This is a genomic window from Stenotrophomonas maltophilia (genome assembly GCF_003970865.1).
GTDB lineage: Bacteria > Pseudomonadota > Gammaproteobacteria > Xanthomonadales > Xanthomonadaceae > Stenotrophomonas > Stenotrophomonas maltophilia_AR.
This window is the reverse complement of sequence record NZ_RXLZ01000004.1, coordinates 1-20451: the sequence shown is the minus strand read 5'-3', so window position 1 is coordinate 20451 and position 20451 is coordinate 1. Positions and strand designations below refer to the sequence as shown.

At 67.0% G+C, this 20451-nt stretch carries 17 protein-coding genes, 2 tRNA genes and 1 pseudogene; 3 read left to right on the top strand and 17 right to left on the bottom strand.

Annotated features, from left to right (window positions below; all coding sequences use genetic code 11):
• Nucleotides 1-5 precede the first annotated feature (5 nt).
• Complete coding sequence (locus EKL94_RS01975) at nt 6-1145, bottom strand: ABC transporter permease (RefSeq protein WP_126927775.1); 1140 nt, start codon at nt 1143-1145, stop codon at nt 6-8.
• Nucleotides 1142-2599 carry an efflux transporter outer membrane subunit gene (locus EKL94_RS01970; RefSeq protein ID WP_126927774.1) on the bottom strand — a complete coding sequence of 486 codons (1458 nt, stop codon included), beginning with the start codon at nt 2597-2599 and terminating at the stop codon, nt 1142-1144. Before EKL94_RS01970 ends, EKL94_RS01975 begins: the two co-directional genes overlap by 4 nt.
• A gap of 190 nt (nt 2600-2789) precedes the next feature.
• Here EKL94_RS01970 and EKL94_RS01965 point away from each other — a divergent pair, with 190 nt between their 5' ends.
• Nucleotides 2790-3137, top strand: coding sequence for a hypothetical protein (locus EKL94_RS01965; RefSeq protein ID WP_260473357.1), 348 nt, complete (start codon nt 2790-2792; stop codon nt 3135-3137).
• Nucleotides 3138-3204: 67 nt separating this feature from the next.
• Here EKL94_RS01965 and EKL94_RS01960 read toward each other — a convergent pair.
• Nucleotides 3205-3280: transfer RNA gene (locus EKL94_RS01960), tRNA-Gly, on the bottom strand.
• Between the two features lie 115 nt (nt 3281-3395).
• Complete coding sequence (locus EKL94_RS01955) at nt 3396-4502, bottom strand: NAD(P)/FAD-dependent oxidoreductase (RefSeq protein ID WP_126927773.1); 1107 nt, start codon at nt 4500-4502, stop codon at nt 3396-3398.
• A gap of 199 nt (nt 4503-4701) precedes the next feature.
• Here EKL94_RS01955 and EKL94_RS01950 point away from each other — a divergent pair, with 199 nt between their 5' ends.
• Complete coding sequence (locus tag EKL94_RS01950; protein WP_126927772.1) at nt 4702-5277, top strand: hypothetical protein; 576 nt, start codon at nt 4702-4704, stop codon at nt 5275-5277.
• 137 nt (nt 5278-5414) lie between these two features.
• Here EKL94_RS01950 and EKL94_RS01945 read toward each other — a convergent pair whose 3' ends face one another.
• A complete protein-coding gene (locus tag EKL94_RS01945) occupies nt 5415-6626 on the bottom strand; it encodes an NAD(P)/FAD-dependent oxidoreductase (RefSeq protein WP_126927771.1) in 1212 nt (403 codons plus the stop codon).
• A gap of 285 nt (nt 6627-6911) precedes the next feature.
• Between EKL94_RS01945 and EKL94_RS01940 the strand changes: the two genes are divergently transcribed.
• Complete coding sequence (locus tag EKL94_RS01940; protein WP_126927770.1) at nt 6912-7472, top strand: RrF2 family transcriptional regulator; 561 nt, start codon at nt 6912-6914, stop codon at nt 7470-7472.
• Nucleotides 7473-7534: 62 nt separating this feature from the next.
• On the opposite strand, the gene EKL94_RS01935 is transcribed toward EKL94_RS01940, so the two are convergent.
• The 12 genes and pseudogenes from EKL94_RS01935 to EKL94_RS01880 form a co-directional block, all read right to left on the bottom strand.
• Nucleotides 7535-7610, bottom strand: a tRNA-Gly gene (locus EKL94_RS01935).
• A 253-nt stretch (nt 7611-7863) separates the two neighbouring features.
• Nucleotides 7864-8490: a CDP-diacylglycerol--glycerol-3-phosphate 3-phosphatidyltransferase gene (gene pgsA, locus EKL94_RS01930; protein ID WP_012510614.1), complete on the bottom strand. Its 627-nt coding sequence runs from the start codon at nt 8488-8490 to the stop codon at nt 7864-7866.
• Between the two features lie 18 nt (nt 8491-8508).
• Nucleotides 8509-10353 (bottom strand): excinuclease ABC subunit UvrC, encoded by a 1845-nt coding sequence (gene uvrC / locus EKL94_RS01925; RefSeq protein WP_126927769.1) that lies wholly within the window; start codon nt 10351-10353, stop codon nt 8509-8511.
• Complete coding sequence (locus EKL94_RS01920) at nt 10350-11762, bottom strand: hypothetical protein (protein ID WP_126927768.1); 1413 nt, start codon at nt 11760-11762, stop codon at nt 10350-10352. The genes uvrC and EKL94_RS01920 overlap by 4 nt, the downstream gene beginning before the upstream one ends.
• Complete coding sequence (locus EKL94_RS01915; RefSeq protein WP_126927767.1) at nt 11759-12247, bottom strand: low molecular weight protein-tyrosine-phosphatase; 489 nt, start codon at nt 12245-12247, stop codon at nt 11759-11761. Before EKL94_RS01915 ends, EKL94_RS01920 begins: the two co-directional genes overlap by 4 nt.
• Nucleotides 12244-13017 (bottom strand): 3-deoxy-manno-octulosonate cytidylyltransferase, encoded by a 774-nt coding sequence (kdsB, locus tag EKL94_RS01910; protein ID WP_126927766.1) that lies wholly within the window; start codon nt 13015-13017, stop codon nt 12244-12246. The genes EKL94_RS01915 and kdsB overlap by 4 nt, the downstream gene beginning before the upstream one ends.
• 74 nt (nt 13018-13091) lie before the next feature.
• Nucleotides 13092-14111: a tetraacyldisaccharide 4'-kinase gene (gene lpxK, locus EKL94_RS01905; RefSeq protein WP_126927765.1), complete on the bottom strand. Its 1020-nt coding sequence runs from the start codon at nt 14109-14111 to the stop codon at nt 13092-13094.
• Complete coding sequence (gene msbA, locus EKL94_RS01900; RefSeq protein ID WP_126927764.1) at nt 14111-15859, bottom strand: lipid A export permease/ATP-binding protein MsbA; 1749 nt, start codon at nt 15857-15859, stop codon at nt 14111-14113. Before msbA ends, lpxK begins: the two co-directional genes overlap by 1 nt.
• Nucleotides 15856-16278, bottom strand: coding sequence for an ExbD/TolR family protein (locus EKL94_RS01895; RefSeq protein WP_126927763.1), 423 nt, complete (start codon nt 16276-16278; stop codon nt 15856-15858). Before EKL94_RS01895 ends, msbA begins: the two co-directional genes overlap by 4 nt.
• A gap of 3 nt (nt 16279-16281) precedes the next feature.
• Nucleotides 16282-16944 carry a MotA/TolQ/ExbB proton channel family protein gene (locus EKL94_RS01890; protein ID WP_019337175.1) on the bottom strand — a complete coding sequence of 221 codons (663 nt, stop codon included), beginning with the start codon at nt 16942-16944 and terminating at the stop codon, nt 16282-16284.
• A 3-nt stretch (nt 16945-16947) separates the two neighbouring features.
• Nucleotides 16948-19347 (bottom strand): DNA internalization-related competence protein ComEC/Rec2, encoded by a 2400-nt coding sequence (locus EKL94_RS01885; protein WP_126927762.1) that lies wholly within the window; start codon nt 19345-19347, stop codon nt 16948-16950.
• Nucleotides 19348-19406: 59 nt separating this feature from the next.
• Nucleotides 19407-20243 (bottom strand): annotated as a pseudogene (locus EKL94_RS01880) (sensor histidine kinase); the annotation flags it as partial.
• Nucleotides 20244-20451 lie beyond the last annotated feature (208 nt).

Sequence of the window (20451 nt, the reverse complement as noted above, 5' to 3'; positions counted from 1 at the left end):
GGTCCTCAACGCAGCAGCAACGATGGATCGGAGCGGACGACACTGCGTACCGCCATGATGCTGGAGAGCATGGCCATCACCGCGACCAGTGCCACGCAGCCGAGGATCACCATTGGTGTCAGCTGCACCGGCACACGCTGGGTCTGCGCGATCAACAGCACCACGGTACTGAACGCCGCCGCCAGCAACATGCCCACGCCGCCGATCAGCAACGCCTGCTCGAACACCACCCGTGCCAGCGCATAGCGGCCGGCACCGAGTGCATTGAGCGTAGCGTACTCGCGCACCGAGCCGGCCACCACCGACGCGAACGACTGGTTGGTGATCACCGCGCCGACGAAGCAGACGATGACGGCCATGAACAACACCGCGATGCCGGCACCGGTATCGAACAGCCAGTACTGCTGCGAGCGGCTGGCGAACTCCGGCGCGGTCCATAACTCGACTGGCGTGGCCTGGCCCATCGACGCGGACAAGCGGTCTCGCACCCGGTCAGCCAGATCGGGCGAGCGCAGGCCCGCCACGAAGTAGGTACTGCCCTCATGTGGGTCGGTACCGGCGATGGCGCGCGCGGTATCCAGCGAAGCCAGCACATTGACACCACCAAGGCCACGCAGGCCTGGTTGCGCGGCAACCACACGCACGGCCTTGCCATTGATCCAGGCACGGCTGTTCTGCAGGTCCACGCCGAGCGTATCCAGATCGGCGCTGTCGACGATCACCGCACCCGGTTCGCGCAACTGCGCGCGCAGGTCGGCGGGCAGGATGCGCGCGAACATCATTGCGTCGTCGCGGGTGGAGATGCCGGACAGGTACACCGACACGTTGCCGGTACCCTGCGCACTGGAGCGCCACTCGCCATCGACCCATTCGTAGGGCTCGACGCGGGTGACATCCGGGTCCATGCGCAGGTGGCTTTCCACATCGGCACTGATCGCATGGCCGTAGTTGACGCTCTGGGTACCGGGAAAACCGGCCCAGATATCGGCCGACGATGCCTTCACGTAGATCGCGGCGGTACCGAAGATGCCCAGCACCAGTGCGGCCTGCACGATCAGCAGCACGCCGGCGAAACACATCGCCAGCACTACCGGCAAGAACCGGCGCCACTCATAGGCCAAGGTCTTTCGGGCCAGCGCGATCATTGCTGTTCGCCCTCAGCCGGCAGCGGTGCGCCGCCAAGCGCGCGGTACAGCGAAGCAAACGCGAGCACGCGTGCACCCTGCGCACCGATCAGATCCGCCTGCGATGCCAGTGCGGCACGCTGCGTGTCGAGACCATCGAATTCGCTGGACAGGCCGAGCTGCACCTGTCGGGCCTGGCGCTTGACCTGCTGTCCGGCGGCATCGTTGGCCACACGCAGCGACTGGATGCTGCTGTCCTGGCGTGCAAGGCTGCCGAGCGCGCCTTCCACTTCGCTCACGCCTTCCAGCACAGCTTTGCGGTAGCCGAGCAATGCGGCGTCCAGTTGCTTCTCATCGGCATGGAAACGCGCGCGGCGTTGGCCCCAGTCCCACAGTGGAATATCGACGTACGGGCCGATTGACGGACTGGAGTCGGAATTGGAGCGCGCGTTCTGGGTAAGGTTGTAGGCGTACAGGATGGAGCCGCCAAGGCTGACCCGCGGATACATCGCGGCGCGCGCAGAGCCCTTGCTGGCCGCAGCCTGCATTACCTCCGATTCGGCCAGCAGGATCTGCGGACGGTGGCGCAGCAGATCGGCGGGCACCTGCTGCAGCGAGAACGTGCCCAGCTTCGGCGGCGTGCGATAGGCGCGCCAGGCCGGATCCGGACCGTCACGGCCCAGCAGCAATGCCAGCGCGCGGGCCGCGTTGTCGGCGTTTTCCCGCGCCTGTGCGATGGCGGCGCGGGTGGTGGCCTGGCGTGCACGCAGGCGATCCAGCTCACCTGGCTCATCCAGGCGCAGGCGCTGGCGGACCAGGGCCAACTGTTCGCCACGGTCATCCACGGTCTGCTGCCGGGCCAGCAGGTCCTGCTGGGCCTGTGCCACGGTCAGGTCCAGATAGCTGCGCACCACGTCGGCAATCACCGCCACCTGCGCGGCATTGCGCAGCGCCTCGGCATTGCCGGCCGAGGCCTGCGCGCTCAGCTGCGCACTCTCGGCGGCGCCGAACAGGCCCAGGTCCCAGATCGCTTCGATGCCGGCATGGAAGTAGGTATCGACGGCGGCGGCGTCCTGCACCTGCTTGGCGCTGGCCGAGATTTCCGGCAGGAAACGCGAGTCGGACGTGCCGGCGACGATGCGTACGGCCTGCAGGCGAAGGGTCGCCTGCTGCAGGTCCAGGTTGCCGGCGACCGCCTGATCGACCAGGCCATCCAGCGCCGGGTCGGACAGCACTTTCCACCACTGCCTGGCATCCACCGCCACGCCCCGCCCCTGCGGCACCTGGGTCCAGGTGCTGGGCGTGCGGTCAGGCAGGTCTGGCACAGGCACCGACATGCAGCCGGCCAGGGCCAGGCTTGCCAACAACGCACCAGGGCGCAGCACTGCATACAGGGAGAGTCCGCGCCCGGTCCTGGGCACTGCCACTGAAGTGATACGCCTGACCACCAGCCCGCCAACGTGTAGAAGGAGCATGAAGGCTACCGTGCGATTGTGGAGCGAACATGGAGAAATCGTCCGAAAAAGGTCACAGCACGCGTGCGGTTCAGGCAACGCCGACCCAGTCTTTCACTACGCTTTCAATGCGTTCCCGGCACGGAACACTGGACGACTTTCACGGCGTATTGCACATTGCAGCACTGTCCTGCTTCGATGCTGCCCGACCGTGAAACACCCCCGCCGCTGGCTGCTGATTGGCTCGATCACGACAGCGGCTGTCGGTGTGATCGTGCTCGTCCTGACCACCCCACTGGTCTCGAACGCCCTGCAGCTACTGATGGAGCGCAGCAACTTCATTCCCGGTGAATCCTCGATCCTCACCTTCGAGCCGTATGCCATCAACCAGGGCTCATCGAACTACTGGTTGTACGGGAAGGACCGGAGCTACTACTACCACTTCACCTACGACGATGACGTTCCCTACGTCTACATTCCGCAGGACAACCGCTGCCCCCGTTTCGACCGGCAGGATGCCCGGACCTGGTGCAACGCCCTGCCCGGCAAGCCACGCTAGCGCGGCAGTGGTGCAACCGGTGTGACAAACGAAAAACGCCCCCTTGCGGGAGCGTTTTTCTTGAATCTGGAGCGGGAAACGAGACTCGAACTCGCGACCTCAACCTTGGCAAGGTTGCGCTCTACCAACTGAGCTATTCCCGCAGATTTCGTTCGACCTGCGTCGAAGGAGCGCTATTGTGTCGATATTGCTGCACGGCGTCAACAGGAATTTTCGCCTGCATTGTGGGGCGGCGTTCAGGCCCCGAGGACCGATACCTCAGGTTCGCAGGCCACGGCGGTGGAAGTAGACCTGCTCGGCGATGCGGCGCGTGGTCGCCGTGTGCAGCAGTGCGTTGAGCGGCCAGTCGGCCTGCAGATGATCCATCGCCCAGCGCAGCAGGCGCTTGCCATGGAATGCCGGCGCCACCTGCCGCGCCACCCGTTCCGCTTCCGGCCCTTGCCCACGCAGATGGCGGGCAATCGCCTCGCCTGCCGCCCAGCCGTGCCGCCAGGAGGAGTGGATGCCCCCGGCGGAGAGCGGCGAGACGATGCCCGCCGCGTCACCGGTCAGGATCACGCGTTGGCCGGTGATCGGCCCATCCGGCCGGCCACAGGGCACCAGTCCTGCGCGGGTAGCCGAGGGACGCGCCGAAGGTGGAATGCCAACCACATCGCGCACGTGGTCGAGGAAACCCTCAATGTCCGGCGGCCTCACCCGTTGCGGATCGTGACGCAGCGCCAGCCCGACCTGCAGGCCGGTTGGATTCTGCGCAACCCAGCCAATGTAGCCCGGCGCGTAGCGCTTGCTGACGAAGCAATGCAGCGCATCGCCCTGCGTCACCTGCAAGCCAGCGAACTCACGTTCTACGCCGTAGAGGTTGTCATGCACCTGGCCGAGGCCGGCGCGCTGGGCAACACGTGAGCGTGCACCGTCGGCGCCGACCAGATAGGCGCACCGCCCTGCCCCTTCCACCTGCCAGCCATCGCCACTGAGATCGGCGTCGGTGAAGGACTGCTGCAGGCGCAGATCGACACCGTTCGCGCGCAGTTCGCTGGCCAGCCAGCGCATCAGGTTCGGTGTATCGGTGGTGAGAAAGTAATAGCCCGGCGCGGCCAGCAATACGCTGCGCAGGTTGGGCGAGTACAAGCGTACGTTTGCGACACGTTGCACCAGATGTTCGGGCATGCGCCCCAGCCAGGTCTGCTCTATTGCCTCTTTCACCACGATGCCGGTGGTGTGCAGGCGCTCGCCGGGGTCAGCCTTGCGTTCCAGCACGCAGACACGCAGGCCGTATTGGGTGGCAGCCAGTGCGCAGGCGGCACCGGCGAAACTGGCGCCGACGATGACCACATCGTGGTCGTAGGCGGAGGGAGTGTGAGGCATTGCTGCATCGCCCTGGAGGATTGGAGATGCAGCTTCGAACGACTGCGCGGTGAGGTGATGGGGTGGCGGTGAAGTGGGGATGAAGCCATGAATAGCCCTGAGTGGCAGGCCCATTTCAGACAAGTTGCATGGACGGCACCGGGACGCTCATCGATAGTCGCCCGACCGCTCAGTACTGCCACAGGCGCGCCAGGAAGAAGTGCAAACGAAACTGACAGAAAACCACTGCCGAGAGCTATTGAAAGCCCTCTACTCGACCGAGCGCCTCGCTCACCTTTTCCGGCGCACCTCCTACTACTCAGAGGAACCGGCACGAGCGTTCCTTGACGCACTATGGATTACCGTCGAAACAGGCTCCCCTCCGAGTTTCACCACGAAGAAGACACTCAGGAAGTATCTCAACTCGAACAGCGTACCGCGTGAAGATGAATGCACTGAAGCCGATCATCTCGGCCAACAGTTTATCCTTTCGCTTCACTTGCTTCTCTCGTTCATAAGAAAGAGAGATACAGGCGATCTTGAGTACATCCTGAGCAACGTTGAAGGTGACCACATCTTCAACTTGGCAATAGAAGAACTGACAAAAAGTTCTGGAACAAGCACGACCCTGGTCACAAGGGAACTGAGCGAGAAGGCGAACTCGCTCCCGATAAGCGTCAACTTCAGGAACCAGCTTGAAATTGATGAAAGGAAGTCAAACAGCATCTCCCTCGATCACGCATCCATCGAATCATCGAAGGCAGGTTCAATCGATGAAATTAGTTGGACCGCATGAGGTGGCCTGGCGTGAGATTGATGGTCAGCCATGCCCGCAGCGGATCCTCCATGCCCAGAAGCCGATTGGCGCGATGCTGGATGATCCAGAAGAATGACGCCCCCTTTGCGAGCGCCATTCTCGAGTTCCCAACGCCGTCAGGCCACAACAATCCGCAGCGGATCCGCCGACGCCAGGATCTCAGCACGCTCACCACTGGGCGGGTAGATCCATTCGGTGTTGATCCGGGTCTTGAGCGCCTTGGCTTCAGCGCCGGACAGCACCACCTGTCGATCCCAGCCCTCGGTGTAGACAGCACCCCACGGCCCCAGGTCCAGGCAGGTCACGTACTTGGGCTGCGCATACGGAATCGTCGCTTCCCCGATCAGGTCAGCCGCGGCGTTGTGTCCGGCGGAGCGCCCCAGGTTCATCGCGTGCTGGCAGGACATCATCGCCACGTTGCCCTCGTCATCGGTGGCGGCATGCGCGCAGTCGCCAGTGGCGAACACCGCGTCGACACCCTTCGCCTTGAGAGTGCGGTCCACGTGCAGGCGACCCACCGCGTCGTGCTGGCCGGGAATCTGAGCAGTCAACGCACTGGCACGTGCACCGGCCGTCCACACAATGGTGGCCGCGTCGATACGTTCACCGTTCTCCAGAGTGACACCGTCGGCGTCCACGCAGGCGACGCCCGAGCCCAGGCGCCAGGACACACCTAGTTCGGTCAGGGCCTGGGTGATGACCGGTCGCGGCCCCTCCCCCAGGTCCGGGCCCAGCGCATCGGCGCGCTCGACCATGATGACGTTCACGGCCGCATCGGCACCCAGCACCTCGCGCAGGCGCGCGGGCATTTCGGCCGCCGTTTCAATGCCAGTGAAACCTGCGCCTGCAATCACCACCGTATTGCGGGCAACACTGTGCGGGCGATCAGCAAGACCTTCCACGTGCGCCTGCAGGCGCGCCGCATCGGCAATCTGATCGACGTTGAAGGCGTGCTGCTGCAAGCCGGGGATGGGCGGGCAGTTCAGGCGACTGCCGGCGGCCAGCACCAGGCGGTCGTAGTGCAGCGTCTGCGCTGCGGCATCGGCACCCGTGCCCACCACCTGCACCTGCTGGTTGGCGACGTCGATGTGTTCGACGCGGCCGGCAAGGTAGCGCACGCCCACGGCATCGAAGATGGCCTGCAGCGGCGCCTTCATGCGCTCCGGTCCCTTTTCGTAGAGGCGCGGGCGCACATGCAGTTCCGGCGACGGCGCAACCAGCACGACCTCCACATCATGGCGCGCGGCCTGGTCGAGAAGACGGGCGGCGGCGAGCGCGCTCCACATGCCGGCAAAGCCGGCGCCGATGACAAGAATGCGTTGAGACACGGAGGGAAATCCTTCTGGGAATCGGGGTTCAGGCGCCTTCATGCGCGGTCGGCACGGGCGTGGGTGATGTGCTGTAGCGACGCACCACATAACACGGATCATATGAGTCCGCGTTATGTGGTGCAAGCACCTGATGGCGGCACCGTTCAGGCCAGCACCTACCTGCCCTACGCCCTTCCCCAGCCACAACGCCAATGAAATCAAAGATCTGCATGAAGCTCCGAAGGGTTGCGGCGGGTAACTCAGGCCCCTATAGTCCGCGTTATATTTTCCTGGACCGGTTCCATGGCCCACATCGGAACGGGCGTCGAGTACGCCCTGCACTGCCTGCTCTGGCTGGTCCCGCCGCTGGAACAACGTCCCAGCAGCCGCGACCTGGCCGAACTGCAGGGCGTGCCTGCGGCCTTCATGGCAAAGATCTTCCCCAAGCTGGAGAAGGCCGGCATCGTTGAGTCCACTGGTGGTATCCGTGGCGGCTACCAGTTGGCGCGTGCGCCCGAAGACATCAGCGTGCTGGATGTGGTCGACGCCGTTGAGGGGCAGAAGGCACTGTTCGACTGCCAGGAAATCCGTGGGCGCTGTGCGCTGTTCGATGGCAGCCCGCCGCGATGGGCCAACCGTGGCGTGTGCGGCATCCACGCGGTAATGATCAACGCGCAGAAGGCCATGCGCGAAGAACTGGCACGTTCCAGCCTGGCCTCGATTGCCGAGGGCGTGCAGGGCAAGGGGCGCCCGGCGAGCTTCGCAGGGGATGTGCAGGAGTGGTTTGCGGACCGCCAGGTAGCACGCGAAGAAGCGCGCATCACCGGCATGCGTTCGCGCGCGGCGGCGCAGGATGATGATTGATCTGCACGGACACCGCCGCGCAAACGAAAAACGCTCCCTTGCGGGAGCGTTTTTCTTGAATCTGGAGCGGGAAACGAGACTCGAACTCGCGACCTCAACCTTGGCAAGGTTGCGCTCTACCAACTGAGCTATTCCCGCTTGGGAGGCGAAATTTTACCTATTCCAAGGATGGCGTCAAGCGCTTTTTCTCAGGGTCTGCGAGGCACCTTGCATTGCGTATCCACGCATGGCGTGGATCTACTACAGCATCCCCACAAACCGATGGATCCGCACCATCCGTGGATGCAGCATTTCCAGTAGATCCACGCCATGCGTGGATGGGGCATCACCGTAGATCCGTCCAGCGCGTCGAGTAGATCCACGCCATGCGTGGATGGGCGAATCGATGGGCTCAGTTGCCCAGCTTCTTCTGCCGCGCACGCTCGCGCGCCGCGCGCTCGTCATCACGCAAGCTCGGCCAGGCGGCGTGCAGGTACTGCAGGCCCGACCACAGGGTCAGCACCGCGGCGATCGCCAGGGTCCAGTCGCCGATGTGGAACACCGGCCAGCCCATCCAGATGTCTTCCACCGGCACGTTGGGGGCCACCGAATACAGCAGGCACAACAGCGCGACCATCTGCGCGGTGGTCTTGACCTTGCCGATCATCGCCACGCGCACCTTGGCGCGCTGGCCCAGCTCAGCCATCCATTCGCGCAGCGCCGATACCGCAATCTCGCGGCCGACGATGACCGCCGCCCAGAACGCCATCCACGGCGTCGGGTGGCCCTGCACGATCAGGAACAGCGCCACTGCCACCATCAGCTTGTCCGCGACCGGGTCGAGGAAGGCGCCGAAGGCCGACTCCAGCTGGTAACGGCGTGCGATCCAGCCGTCGAGCCAGTCGGTGATCGCGGCCAGGCCGAAGATCGCCGCCGAAGCGAAGTTGGTCCAGGTGTAGGGCAGGTAGAACACCAGCACCAGCACCGGGATCATCACGATCCGCAACAACGTCAGCCAGGTGGGCAGGGTCAACTTCATGCTTGCGTGCTTCTCTCTCTACTCGGCCGCATCAGGCGTGGCCAACCCGTGCAGGTTAGCGTAGATACGTGCCGCGAGGGCGTCATTGATGCCTTCCACCTTGGCGATTTCCGCTTCGCCAGCGGCTTTCAGGCCGACCAGGCCGCCGAAATGCTTGAGCAGGCTGGCGCGACGGCGCGGCCCGATACCGGGGATGTCCTCCAGCTTGCTGGTCATCCGCGCCTTCTGGCGGCGGCCACGATGGCCGGTGATGGCGAAGCGGTGCGCCTCATCGCGCACCTGCTGGATGAACTGCAGCGCCGGGTTGGCCGCGCCCGGGCGCAGCTCGCGGCCATCGGGCATCACCAACGCCTCGTGGCCGGCGCGGCGCTCCACGCCCTTGGCCACACCCACCAGCAGCACGCCTTCCACACCCAGGTCGGCCAGTGCGGCCTGGGCCTGCGCCAGCTGCCCGGCGCCACCGTCGATCAGCAGCACGTCCGGCAGCACGCCCTGCTCTTCCACCGCACGGCGGAAGCGGCGGTCGATGGCCTGGCGCATGGCGGCGTAGTCATCGCCCGGCTCGATGCCGCTGATGTTGAAGCGGCGATACTGCGCGCGCACCGGACCGGCGGCGTCGAACACCACGCACGAGGCTACGGTGGCCTCGCCCAGGGTGTGGCTGATATCGAAACATTCAACACGCTTGACCGGCTCGGCCAGGCCCAGCATGTCGCGCAGTGCATCGCTGCGCGCGTGCTGCGCGTTGCGGCTGTTGAGTTCGGTGGCCAGGGTCAGCTGCGCGTTGCGGCTGGCCAGTTCCACGTAGCCGGCACGCTCGCCGCGCACGTTCCACTTCAGCTGCACCTTGCGCTCGGCCGAGGCCGACAGCGCAGCAACCAGCAGGTCGGCGTCGGGAATCTCGCGGTCCAGCAGGATCTCGCGCGGCGGCTCGAATTCGATGTAGTACTGCGAGACGAACGCGGCCAGCACTTCCTCCGGGCTCTCTTCGCCATTGGTGCGCGGGAAGAACGGGCGGGTGCCGAGGTTGCGGCCATCACGGAAGGCCAGCAGCAGCACGCAGGCCTGCGAGCCCTGCATGGCCACCGCCAGTACGTCCAGGTCGGCGGCGCGACCGTCCACGTACTGACGGGTCTGCATGCTGCGCAGCGAGGAGATCAGGTCGCGCAGGCGCGCGGCCTGCTCGAACTCCAGCGCCTCGCTGGCGGCCTGCATCTGCTCGCCCAGCTCACGGGTCAGTTCGTCGCTCTTGCCTTCCAGGAACAGCGCCGCGCGGCGCACCGATTCGGCGTAGTCCGGCGCCGGCACCAGCTCCATGCAGGGCGCGCTGCAACGGCCGATCTGGTACTGCAGGCACGGCCGCGAACGGTTGCGGAACACGCTGTCCTCGCAGCTGCGCAGCTTGAACAGCTTGTGCATCAGGTTCAGCGTTTCGCGTACCGCGGTCACGCCGGGGTACGGCCCGAAGTAGCGGCCGGGAATGGCACGCGGGCCACGATGCAGGGCGATGCGCGGCCAGTCCTCGCGGGTCAGCAGCACATGTGGATAGGTCTTGTCGTCGCGCAGCGAGACGTTGTAACGCGGCGACAGCGACTTGATCAGCTGGTTTTCCAGCAGCAACGCCTCGGCTTCCGAGCGCGTCACGGTCACGTCCATGCGCGTGATCTGCGAGATCATCGACATGATCCGCGCGTTCTTCGGGCTGCCGTTGAAATAGCTGCCGACGCGGTTGCGCAGTGCGCGCGCCTTGCCCACGTACAGCAGGGTGTCGTCGGCCGCGTACATGCGATACACGCCAGGGGCGGTGCTGAGCTGGGCCGCGAAGGCCTTGCCGTCGAAGACCGGAGCGGGAACGTCGGTCATTCGCTGATCGGCACTTCGCTGAGCACGCCGCTGTCGGGATCGAAGCGCAGCACGGCGTGGGCGTCGGTCTCGGCGATCCACACCGCACCGGCGCCTACCGCCAACCCCGCCGGGCCATGCAGGCGGCGCGGCAGCGGCTGGGTGGTCAGTTCACCGCCACCCAGGCGCAGCGTGCGCAGGCGACCGTTGCCGGTATCGGCAATCCACAGCAGCGGTGCATCCGGGCTGAGCGCGATCGCCTGCGGGAACTGCAGGCTGGCGTCCGCACGCGGGCCGTCTTCGCTGCCGAAGCGCCACGGCCCCTGCCCCACCAGCGTCTGCACCAGGTCGCCGCGCAACTGCAGCGCGCGGATCGAGGAACCCAATGCATCGGCCACGTACAGCACCTGCTGCACCACGGCCAGCGCGGTCGGCTGCGCGAACGCAGCCAGATGGCCGCTGCCATCACGCTCGTCGATGGAACCACTACCCGCCCGCCATTGCAGGCTGCGCTGGCCCAGGTGGTAGCTCCAGATGCGGTTGTCGCCGGCCATGGCGATGTGCAACTGGTTGTCGGCGATGGCCAGGCCGACCGGATGGTCCAGCGAGACCTGCCGCGCCTGCGCGACCGGACCTTCCACCGGCGCCCCGGGACGCCCGTTGCCACACAACGTATCGACGATGCCGGTCAGCAGGTTGATGCGGCGCACGGCATGGTTGCCGGTATCGGCGACGTACAGCGAATCGCGTTCCAGCACCAGCGCCTGCGGGCGATGAAACGCCGCTTCGGCGAGGTTGCCGTCCATGAAATCGGCGGTGCCCAGCCCGAACTGGCGCAGGATACGGCCGCCATGGCTGCATTCGAGGATGCGGTGGTGGCCGCTGTCGGCGATGTACAGGCGTTCGGTACTGACTGCCAGGCCCAGCGGGAAGCGCAGCGCCTGGCGGGGTTCCGGGTGCAGTTCGCTGCCGCCACGCGGCGGTGCCGACGGTGCACCTTCGCACAGCGCGTTCAAGGCGCGCTCCAGCTCACCGGGTGCCCCCTGCCCGACCAGCCGTTGCTGCTCGCGGCCCTGCGCATCCAGCAGCACCAGCGTCGGCCAGGCGGTGATGCCGAAGCGGCGCCAACCATCCCAGTCGGCATCGAGCAGTACCGGCATCGTCAGGCCCTGGCGACGCAGCAGCTTCAGTGCAGCACCGGCGTCGCGTTCGAAGTCGAAGCGCGGCACCTGCAGCACCAGCGGCTGCAGCTTGCCGGGGTGGCGCGACAGCCATTGGCCGAATTCGGCCAGGCGTTGCGCACTCCAGGCGGAGGCGGCGTTGACGAACAACAGCGCCACCGGCCGACCGCGCAGTTCGGTCAGGGTGCAGGGGGTGGCATTGAGCCAGGTGGCGAACTCGGGCAGGTCCGGGACGGGCTGGACGTTCATGGCCCGATTATGCCGGAGTCGGCGTCATGCAACAGTCGTGCCACGGCACGTTTTGCAGCATCGTCGACCAATGTCCAGACCTGTTCGAAATGCTCACTGCCGCCGGTGTACGGGTCCGGGATCGCCCCTCTGCCCTGCCCGCCGGACCACGGCAGGTACAGCGCCAGCCGCTCGCGCTGGGAGGGCGTAGCGAGGCGGCCGGCATCACGCAGGTTGGCCTCGTCGGCGCACAGGATCCAGTCGAAACGGTCGAAATCCACGGCCTGCAGCTGGCGTGCACGCAGGCCGCCGATGTCCACGCCGTGCCCGGCCGCGCAGGCGATCGCACGCCGGTCCGGCGGCTCGCCCACATGCCAGTCGCCGGTGCCGGCCGAATCGACCTGCACCTGCCCGGCCAGCGGCGAGGCCTCCAGGCGTGCGCGCAGCGCACCTTCGGCCATCGGCGAACGGCAGATGTTGCCGAGGCAGACGACCAGCAGCTTCATCGGGCAGCCAGCGTCTGCAGCAGTGCTTCGGCGCGCTCCAGATCCTCGGGCGTGTCGATGCCCGGCGGGAACGGTTCGGGTGAGATCGCCACGCTGATCGGGAAGCCCGCTTCCAGCACGCGGAGTTGTTCCAGCGATTCGACCTGCTCCAGCTGGCCCGGCGGCATCGCCGCGAACTGCTGCAGGAAACCGGCGCGATAGCCGTAGATGCCGATGTGGCGCAGCCAGTTGTGACCGGCCGGCAGCGTGTCGCGGCTGCGTGCAAAGCCATCGCGATGCCAGGCGATCGGCGCGCGGCTGAAGTACATCGCCTCGTTGCGCACGTTGCGCACCAGCTTCACCACGTTCGGATCGAACAGGGTTTCTGCATCCTCCACGGCGGTCGCCAGGGTCGACATCGGCGCGTTGCCATCGAGCAGCGCCTCGGCCACCGCGCGGATGCCTGCCGCGGGCGCGAACGGTTCATCGCCCTGCAGATTGACCACCACGGTGTCGTCGGCCCAGCCGGCGATGCGCGCGCACTCGGCAAGGCGGTCGGTACCGGAGGCATGCGAGGTGGCGGTCATTGCCACCTTCACTTCGGCCAGGCCGGACAGTGCGTCGGCAATGCGCTGATCGTCGGTAGCGACCCAGACCTCACCGGCACCGGCCTGCAGCGCGCGGCGCGCCACATGCAGCACCAGCGGCTCACCGCCCAGCAGGCGCAGCGGCTTGCCCGGCAGCCGCGAGGCGGCATAGCGGGCCGGGATGGCGACGACGAATTCGGTCATGGGGCGATACTCGGCAGGCTCGTTACAACGGGAATGCGGCCGGCGGCGCATGAATGCAAGCGCCGCCGCGCCACTCAGTTCGGTCGCAGCTTGTCCAGGCGGTCGGTCAGCGCCACCCAGAATGCGGCAGGCAGCTCGGCGCGCAGCGGGACCGCGTAGTGCCAGTCATTGCCGAACGCACGGCATTTCACCGCGTCCTTTTCGGTCATCAGCACCGGCAACTGGCTGCCGAAGGACAGGTCCTGCGGCTGATAGGCCTGATGGTCAGCGAAGGCATGCGGCACGACGCCGATGCCACGCGCGCGCAGCATGTCGAAGAAGCGCTGCGGGTGGGCGATGCCGGCCACCGCGTGCACGCGCTGGCCCTTGAAATACGACAGCGGACGGGCACGGCCTCCGGCCAGCGGTTGTGCGCTGTCGATGTGCAGGGCCATCGGCCACTGGCCGAAACCACAGGCCCGGGCTGCAGATTCCTCATCGGCCTGGCCGAGATTCACCACGCGGAAGTCGCACTCGCTGGCGCGGCTGACCGGCTCGCGCAACGGCCCGGCCGGGATCATCCGGCCATTGCCGTAGCGGCGCTGCGCATCGACCACTTCGATTTCGATGTCACGCGCCAGCCGATAGTGCTGCAGGCCGTCGTCGCAGACGATCACATCGCAGCCGGCCTCGATCAGCGCCTTGCCGGCAGCAACGCGATCACTGTCCACGCGTACCGGCACGCCAGTCTTCCAGGCAATCAGCACCGGCTCGTCACCGCCCTTGGCGGTCGGCGTATCGGCCTTTACCCACAGCGGCTTGTCGGCATCTTCGCGGCCGTAGCCACGACTGGCCACGCCCGGCTTCCAGCCGGCGGTACGCAGGCGCTCCACCAGCGCGATGGTCAGCGGCGTCTTGCCAGTACCGCCGGCGGTGATGTTGCCGACCACGATGACCGGCACCGGCAGCGTGTAACGCTTGCGCCAGCCACGCCGATAGGCGCGCCGGCGCAGCGCAGTGACGCCGGCATACAGCGGCGCCAGCAGGCGCATCGCCCACGGAACCGGGCTGCCGTCGTACCAGTACGGCGGGGTCTGGGTGCCCTTGCCGGCCATCAGTCCTGCCTTTCGCGGAACTGCATGCTGTGCAGATGCTGGTACAGGCCACCCATGGTGAGCAGCTCCTTGTGGGTACCGCGCTCGACGATGCGACCGTGGTCCATCACCAGCACCTGGTCAGCATGCTCGATGGTCGACAGGCGATGCGCGATCACCAGCGTGGTGCGCTCGGGCATCAGGCGCTGCAGTGCGTCCTGCACCAGGCGCTCGGATTCGTTGTCGAGCGCGGCGGTAGCTTCATCGAGGATCAGGATCGGGGCGTCGCGCAGGATCGCACGGGCGATCGCCAGGCGCTGGCGCTGGCCACCGGACAGCAGCGCGCCGTTCTCGCCCACCGGGGTCTGCAGCTGCTGCGGCATGCGTGCGATGAACTCCCAGGCGTTTGCGGCTTCGGCCGCCGCCCGGATCTGTTCATCGGTCGCGTCCATGCCGTAGGCGATGTTGGCGCCGATGGTGTCGTCGAACAGCATGACCTTCTGCCCGACCATCGCCACCTGGCGACGCAGGTCAGCCAGCGGATAGTCGTCCAGTGCCACCCCATCGAGGGTGATGCGCCCACCGCTGGGTTCATAGAAGCGCGGCACCAGCCGGATCAGGCTGGTCTTGCCACTGCCGGATCGACCGACGATGGCGGTGACCGTACCCGGCTTGGCCACGAAGCTGATGTCGTCCAGGGCGATGCCACTGTCTTCGCGGTAACGCAGCATGACGTGCTCGAAGGCCAGTTCGCCACGCACGCGCTGCACCGTGTTGCGGCCTTCGTCGCGCTCGACCGGCATGTCGAGGATGTCGAACAGGCGTTCGGCGGCGGACACACCGCGGGAGATCGAGGACTGCACGCTGGTCAGGCGGCGCAGCGACGGGATGATCGCTGTCATGGAGATCATCAGGCCCATGAACTGGCCGGCATTGAGGCGGCCTGCCAGTGCTTCGCGGGTCGACACCCAGACGATCACCGCCAGCGCCAGCGCGGCCAGGAACTGGACCACGCTGGAGGCACCGGCACGGGTGATTTCCACCTTCATGTTCAGCGCCAGCATGCGGTTGGCCAGGCGCGAATAGCGCGACATTTCGTGCTGCTGGGTGCCGTGCACCTTCACTTCCTGCTGGGCCGCCAGCGACTGCTCGGCGGTCTGCGCCATCGTGCCCATGCCGTCCTGGATGCCGCGGCTGATACGGCGGTAGCGCTTGCCGACGTAGGACACGATCACGCCGATCATCGGCACCACCACCAGCATGGCCACGGTCACCTTGACGCTCATCTGCAGCATCACCGCCAGCATGGCGATGATGGTCAGGGTGTCGGCAACCACGGTCTTGAGTGCATCGGCGCTGGCCTGGGTGACCTGCTCGGTATCGAAGTTGAGGCGGCTGACCATCACCGGCGTCGATTCGGTATCGAAATGCGAGGACGGCAGGTGCAGGTACTTGGCCAGCACCTGCTCACGCAGGTCGCGCACCACGCTGCGGCCGGTCTTGGCCAGCGCGTAGTCGCTGACCCAGGTGGCGGCGCTGCGCATCAGGAACAGGCCGAGGATGGTCAGCGGCAGGATCACCGCCATTTTCGGTTCGGGATTGACGAAGCCACGGTTGACCAGCGGCTCCATCAGCTTTGTGAAGTGGTAACCGGCCACCGACTCCACCACCATGGCGATGACGGCGGCGACCATCAGGCCCCAATAGGCGCGGGTATACCCCAGCAGACGTTTGTAGATCGGCCACACCGGCGCGTGTTTGGAACTCATGGACGCACCTCGGGTGCTGTTGCAATGGCAATACGGCGGAAACCGAGCTGACCGAGCGCATCCTGCACGGTCACCACGGCCTGATAGGGCGTGCGGGCATCGGCACGCAACAGCACCGGCTGGGTGCGGTCGCTGCCAGCAACGGCCGCGATGGTCTGCTTGACCGACTCGACGTCGCTGCGCAGCACTTCCTGGTCATTGATGAAGTAGCGGCCTTCGGCGTTGATCAGCACGCTCAACGAGCGCGGCGGCTCATTGCTGGGCTGCTGGCTGGCCGTGGGCAGCTCCACCTGGAGGGTCGAGCGCGCGTCGAAGGTGGTGGTGACCACGAAGAAGATGATCAACACCAGGATGACGTCGATCAGTGGCACCAGGTCGATATGCGGCTCATCCTGGGATCGGTCGTTGCCGATACGCATCGATCAGGCCTTCGCCGTGGCCGCGCCGGCCGGGCGCGTGGCAGCGGCAGGGTTCATCACCCCGGGGCGGCCGTCGAGCGTATCCAGCAGCGCGCTGGCTTCCTGCTCCATTTCCACCACGTAGCCGTGAATGCGGCCCTTGAAATAGCGGTGGAACATCAGCGCCGGAATGGCGACGATCATGCCGGTGGCGGTGCACACCAATGCCTTGCCGATACCACCGGCCAGCTGGTTCACATCACCCACGCCGTGGTCGAGGATGCCCAGGAACATCTGGATCATGCCGATCACCGTGCCCAGCAGGCCCAGCAGCGGCCCGGCCGAAGCGATGGTGCCCAGCGCGTTTAGGAAACGCTCCATGCGATGCACCAGGTGGCGGCCAGTGTCTTCGATGCGCTCGCGGATCTGGTCACGCGGGCGGTTGCGCGCTTCCAGCGCCGCGGCCAGCAGCGCGCCCAGCGGCGAGTTCGCACGCAGGGTCTGCAGGTGGGCCGGGTCGAGCTTGCCGCGTGCCGCCCAGTTGCGCACTTCCTGGCCGAGGCCGGGCGGCAGCACTTCAGTACGTCGCAGGGACCAGAAACGCTCCAGGATGATCGCCAAAGCCAGTACGCCCAACAGCAGCAGCGGCACCATCGGCCAGCCACCGGCCTTGACCAGTTCCCACACGTTTCAACCCTCCGGCCCAACGGCCGCTTGTTCGATCGGCGATAGGATAGCAGCCGACCGCGCCCGCCCAGCGGCATCCCACCAGCGGGATGCGTGGATGCGCTGTTCACGCAGCTGCAGCCCTTGTGCGCCAAGCCATATGCGGATCGCCCCGGAATCGGCCGTGGCCAGTACCTCGGCCCCTTGCGCCTGCCAGCGCTGGACCACGTCCTGGCGGGGGTGCCCGAAGCGGTTGCGGTGCCCGGCCGAGACCACCGCCAGCCGTGGCGCCACGGCCTCAACCCACGGCGCGCTGGAGCTGCCGCCGCTGCCATGGTGCGGCACCAGCACCACATCCGCCTTCAGCGCGGCCGGAGACGCCTGCAGCAGCGTCCGCTCGGCCGGTCGGCCGATGTCACCCGGCAGCAGGACCACGCCATGACGGCTGGCGATGCGCAGCACGCAGCTGTCCTCGTTCTCGGCCTGGCGACTGCCCGGCGCCGGGTGCAGGACCTGGAAATCGACCCCGTCCCACTGCCAGCGCAGCCCCTGCTGGCAGGGCGTGGCGCCAGCGATGGTGCTGCCGGGTGGCGCCAGCAGCTGCAGACCGGGCAGCTGCCGGCGCAGGCTGGGCAGGCTGCCGGTGTGATCAAGATGGTCATGGCTGAGCATCACCTGCCGGGGCGGCCCCTGGCCGAGCGCGCGCAGGGCCGGGACCAGAATGCGTTCGTTGCCTTCGCCGCCGGTCGGCGGCCCCACGTCGTACCAGAGCGCGTGCCGCGCCGTACGCACCAGCACCGCAGTGCCCTGCCCTACGTCGTGCACCAGCAGCTCCAGTTCCCCCTCGGCCGGCGCATGCCGGGCGGGCCACAGCAGCGGCAGGCACAACAGCAGGCCCGCCAGGCCACCGCCGGCGCCGCGGGGCAGCAGCCACCAGAACACCCCCGCCAATGCCGCCGGTACGGCCCAGCGCGGCGCCTCGGCCAACCACCACATCGCCTGCGGGTGCAGCGCCAGTGGCTGCAGCGCCTGCCAGCTCAGCTCGAACAGCCAGGCAGCGGCACGCCAGGCCCAACGCCCGGCACCGTCATGCAGCACCTGCAGCCCGGTACCCAGCAACGACAACGGCACCACCAGCAGGGTCCACCACGGGATGATCGGCAGATTGACCAGCGGCCCCAACCGCGCGGTGCCGCCGAACAGGGCCACGCACAGCGGCAACAGGCCGAGGCTGGCTACGCCCTGGGCAGCCAGGAAGCCGCGCAGGCCCCCACCGACGCCCTCCGGCCCGGTTCGCGGCAGGCACCACAGCAGCCACAGCACCCCGCAAAAGCTGAGCCAGAAGCCGGCCGACAACACCGATAGCGGTGCCGGCAGCAGCATCACCATCGCGGCCAGGGCCAGCCCCTGCCCCGCACCCACCGGGCGACGTCCGGCCCGGGCCAGTGCCACCAGCCCAATCATCAGCGCCGCGCGCACCGTCGGCAGCGCGCCGCCGGCTGCCACGGCATAGGCGGCTGCGGCCAGCGCCGCGCCCCATGCCGCCGCCTGCGGCCGTGGCCGGTACCGTCCCAACACCGGGCACAGCCACCACGACACGCGACACAGCAGTACGCCGAAGCCAGCCACTACGCCCACGTGAAAGCCGGAGATGGCAACCAGATGGGTCAGGCCCAGCGCGCGCAGGTGCTCCCAGTCGGCATCGGACAGGCCACGGGTGTCGCCCAGTGCCAAGGCCTGCACGAACCGCGCGGCAGGGTGTGCCACCTGCGTGGCGATGGCGTCACTGCTGCGCGCGCGCCAGGCCGACAGGCCCTGCGCCGGTGCGCGCTCATGCGCAGCGCCCGGGTCGCGCACCGTGCCATTGCCGGAAATACCGCGCAGCAATGCATGGCGTTCGCCATCGAAGCCGCCGGGATTGATCCGCGAGCGTGGCGCGCGCACGCGCAACGACAACTGCCAATCCGATCCCGCACGAACCGCATGGCGTCCGCCCTCGGCCTCGTGCGCTGACGATCCGCGCCACGGGTCGTTCCAGGTGACCTGCAGGCGCTTGCCACGCAGCGCTGGCAGCGTATCGGCCTCATCCACATGCAGCACGAAACGCGTGTAGCCGGGTCCCCGCTGCGGAAGATCGGCGACCCGCCCGCGCACCTGCACATCCTGCGGCGGCGCGCCGGGTGGTAGCTGGCCGTGCAGGGTCCACTGCCCGTGCACTGTTGCCCATGCCAGGCCGAGCATGCCTGCAGCCCAGCTGCGGCCTCGCCAGCGCAGCAGCCAGCCCGCGCCGCCGGCAACCGCCATCGGCACGCTCAGCCACAGCGGCAGCAGCGCCGGCATCTGCACGCAGGCCAGCGCACCCAGCACCAGGCCGGCGGCGCAGCCGGGGCCGAACAGGGCCGGCGCGGAACGTTCGGAAACCATTCCACCAGCCTGCCGCCAGGCGTGACAGGCTGCCTATCGGGGTTTTCCCCGCGCGGCTGTCAGCGCCGGACGGTGCCGCGGTGGAAGTTGACCCGGAAGCTGGCACCGCCGCCGGCAGCCTCGCCGACACTGACCGAGCCGCCGTGATGCTGCACGATTTCCTTCACCAGATGCAGGCCCAGGCCACTGCCACTGCCCGCCGCGCGCAGGCGATGGAACGGCTCGAAGATCGCTTCACGGTCGCTCACCGGAATACCGGCGCCCTGATCGCTGACTTCCAGCAGGCCGCGTGCATCCAGGCGCACGCAGATGGTGCCGCGCCCGCCGCCGTGGACGATGGCGTTGTGCACCAGGTTGGCGATCACCCGGCCCAGCGCCAGGCTGTCGCCGTGGATCCACACCGGAACCTCCGGTGCATCCACTTCGAAGCCGTAACCGGCACCGACCACCAGCGGCGCCAGATCGGCGGCCGCTTCACGCACCAGCAACGCCAGATCCAGCCGCTGCAGTGCGCCGACATTGCGATCAAGTCGCTGCAGGTCAAGCAGGTGCTCGGCGACGTTGCCGAGCCGCGCCACGTCGGTCAGCAGTTGCGACTTCAACTCGCCCTGCGGCAGCTGCGACAGGCGTGCCTGCACCACTGCAATCGGCACACGCAGCTCGTGCGCGGCATCGGCAAGGAACTTGTCACGCGCCGCATACCCCTGCTGCACCTTGTCGATCGCGTCGTTGAAGGCTTCCACCAAGGGTGCGACCTCGGTCGACACCAGCTGCGCATCCAGCCGCGCGCCCGGCTGGCCGATGTCCAGCTCCTTGGCCTGTTGCGCGGAGCGGCGCACGCCACGCATCGCGCGGTGGATGACGGTCGGCATCACCAGCAGCGTGATCACGATCAGCCTGTCCCTTATACACATCTCCGAGCCCACGACAGGGACGCCTATCCCGTATCCCGCTTTCTCCTTGAAACCACACCCCCAAAAACACAACACTGCCCCGGAAAAGAAATACGTACGGTGAACGCCTGGTGGACCACTCCGTCGACGAGAGTATCCTGACTCCTCCTCTTCTTCCCATGTAACGGCAACCCGGGCGGGGAAAAGCCGG

What these genes read in the sequence shown, in the direction of transcription:
- EKL94_RS01975 (WP_126927775.1), bottom strand. Translation starts at nt 1,145, where the DNA reads ATGATCGCGCTGGCCCGAAAGACCTTGGCCTATGAGTGGCGCCGGTTC.
- EKL94_RS01970 (WP_126927774.1), bottom strand. Translation starts at nt 2,599, where the DNA reads ATGCTCCTTCTACACGTTGGCGGGCTGGTGGTCAGGCGTATCACTTCA.
- EKL94_RS01955 (WP_126927773.1), bottom strand. Translation starts at nt 4,502, where the DNA reads ATGCCTCACACTCCCTCCGCCTACGACCACGATGTGGTCATCGTCGGC.
- EKL94_RS01940 (WP_126927770.1), top strand. Translation starts at nt 6,912, where the DNA reads ATGGCCCACATCGGAACGGGCGTCGAGTACGCCCTGCACTGCCTGCTC.
- pgsA (WP_012510614.1), bottom strand. Translation starts at nt 8,490, where the DNA reads ATGAAGTTGACCCTGCCCACCTGGCTGACGTTGTTGCGGATCGTGATG.
- uvrC (WP_126927769.1), bottom strand. Translation starts at nt 10,353, where the DNA reads ATGACCGACGTTCCCGCTCCGGTCTTCGACGGCAAGGCCTTCGCGGCC.
- EKL94_RS01920 (WP_126927768.1), bottom strand. Translation starts at nt 11,762, where the DNA reads ATGAACGTCCAGCCCGTCCCGGACCTGCCCGAGTTCGCCACCTGGCTC.
- EKL94_RS01915 (WP_126927767.1), bottom strand. Translation starts at nt 12,247, where the DNA reads ATGAAGCTGCTGGTCGTCTGCCTCGGCAACATCTGCCGTTCGCCGATG.
- kdsB (WP_126927766.1), bottom strand. Translation starts at nt 13,017, where the DNA reads ATGACCGAATTCGTCGTCGCCATCCCGGCCCGCTATGCCGCCTCGCGG.
- lpxK (WP_126927765.1), bottom strand. Translation starts at nt 14,111, where the DNA reads ATGGCCGGCAAGGGCACCCAGACCCCGCCGTACTGGTACGACGGCAGC.
- msbA (WP_126927764.1), bottom strand. Translation starts at nt 15,859, where the DNA reads ATGAGTTCCAAACACGCGCCGGTGTGGCCGATCTACAAACGTCTGCTG.
- EKL94_RS01895 (WP_126927763.1), bottom strand. Translation starts at nt 16,278, where the DNA reads ATGCGTATCGGCAACGACCGATCCCAGGATGAGCCGCATATCGACCTG.
- EKL94_RS01885 (WP_126927762.1), bottom strand. Translation starts at nt 19,347, where the DNA reads ATGGTTTCCGAACGTTCCGCGCCGGCCCTGTTCGGCCCCGGCTGCGCC.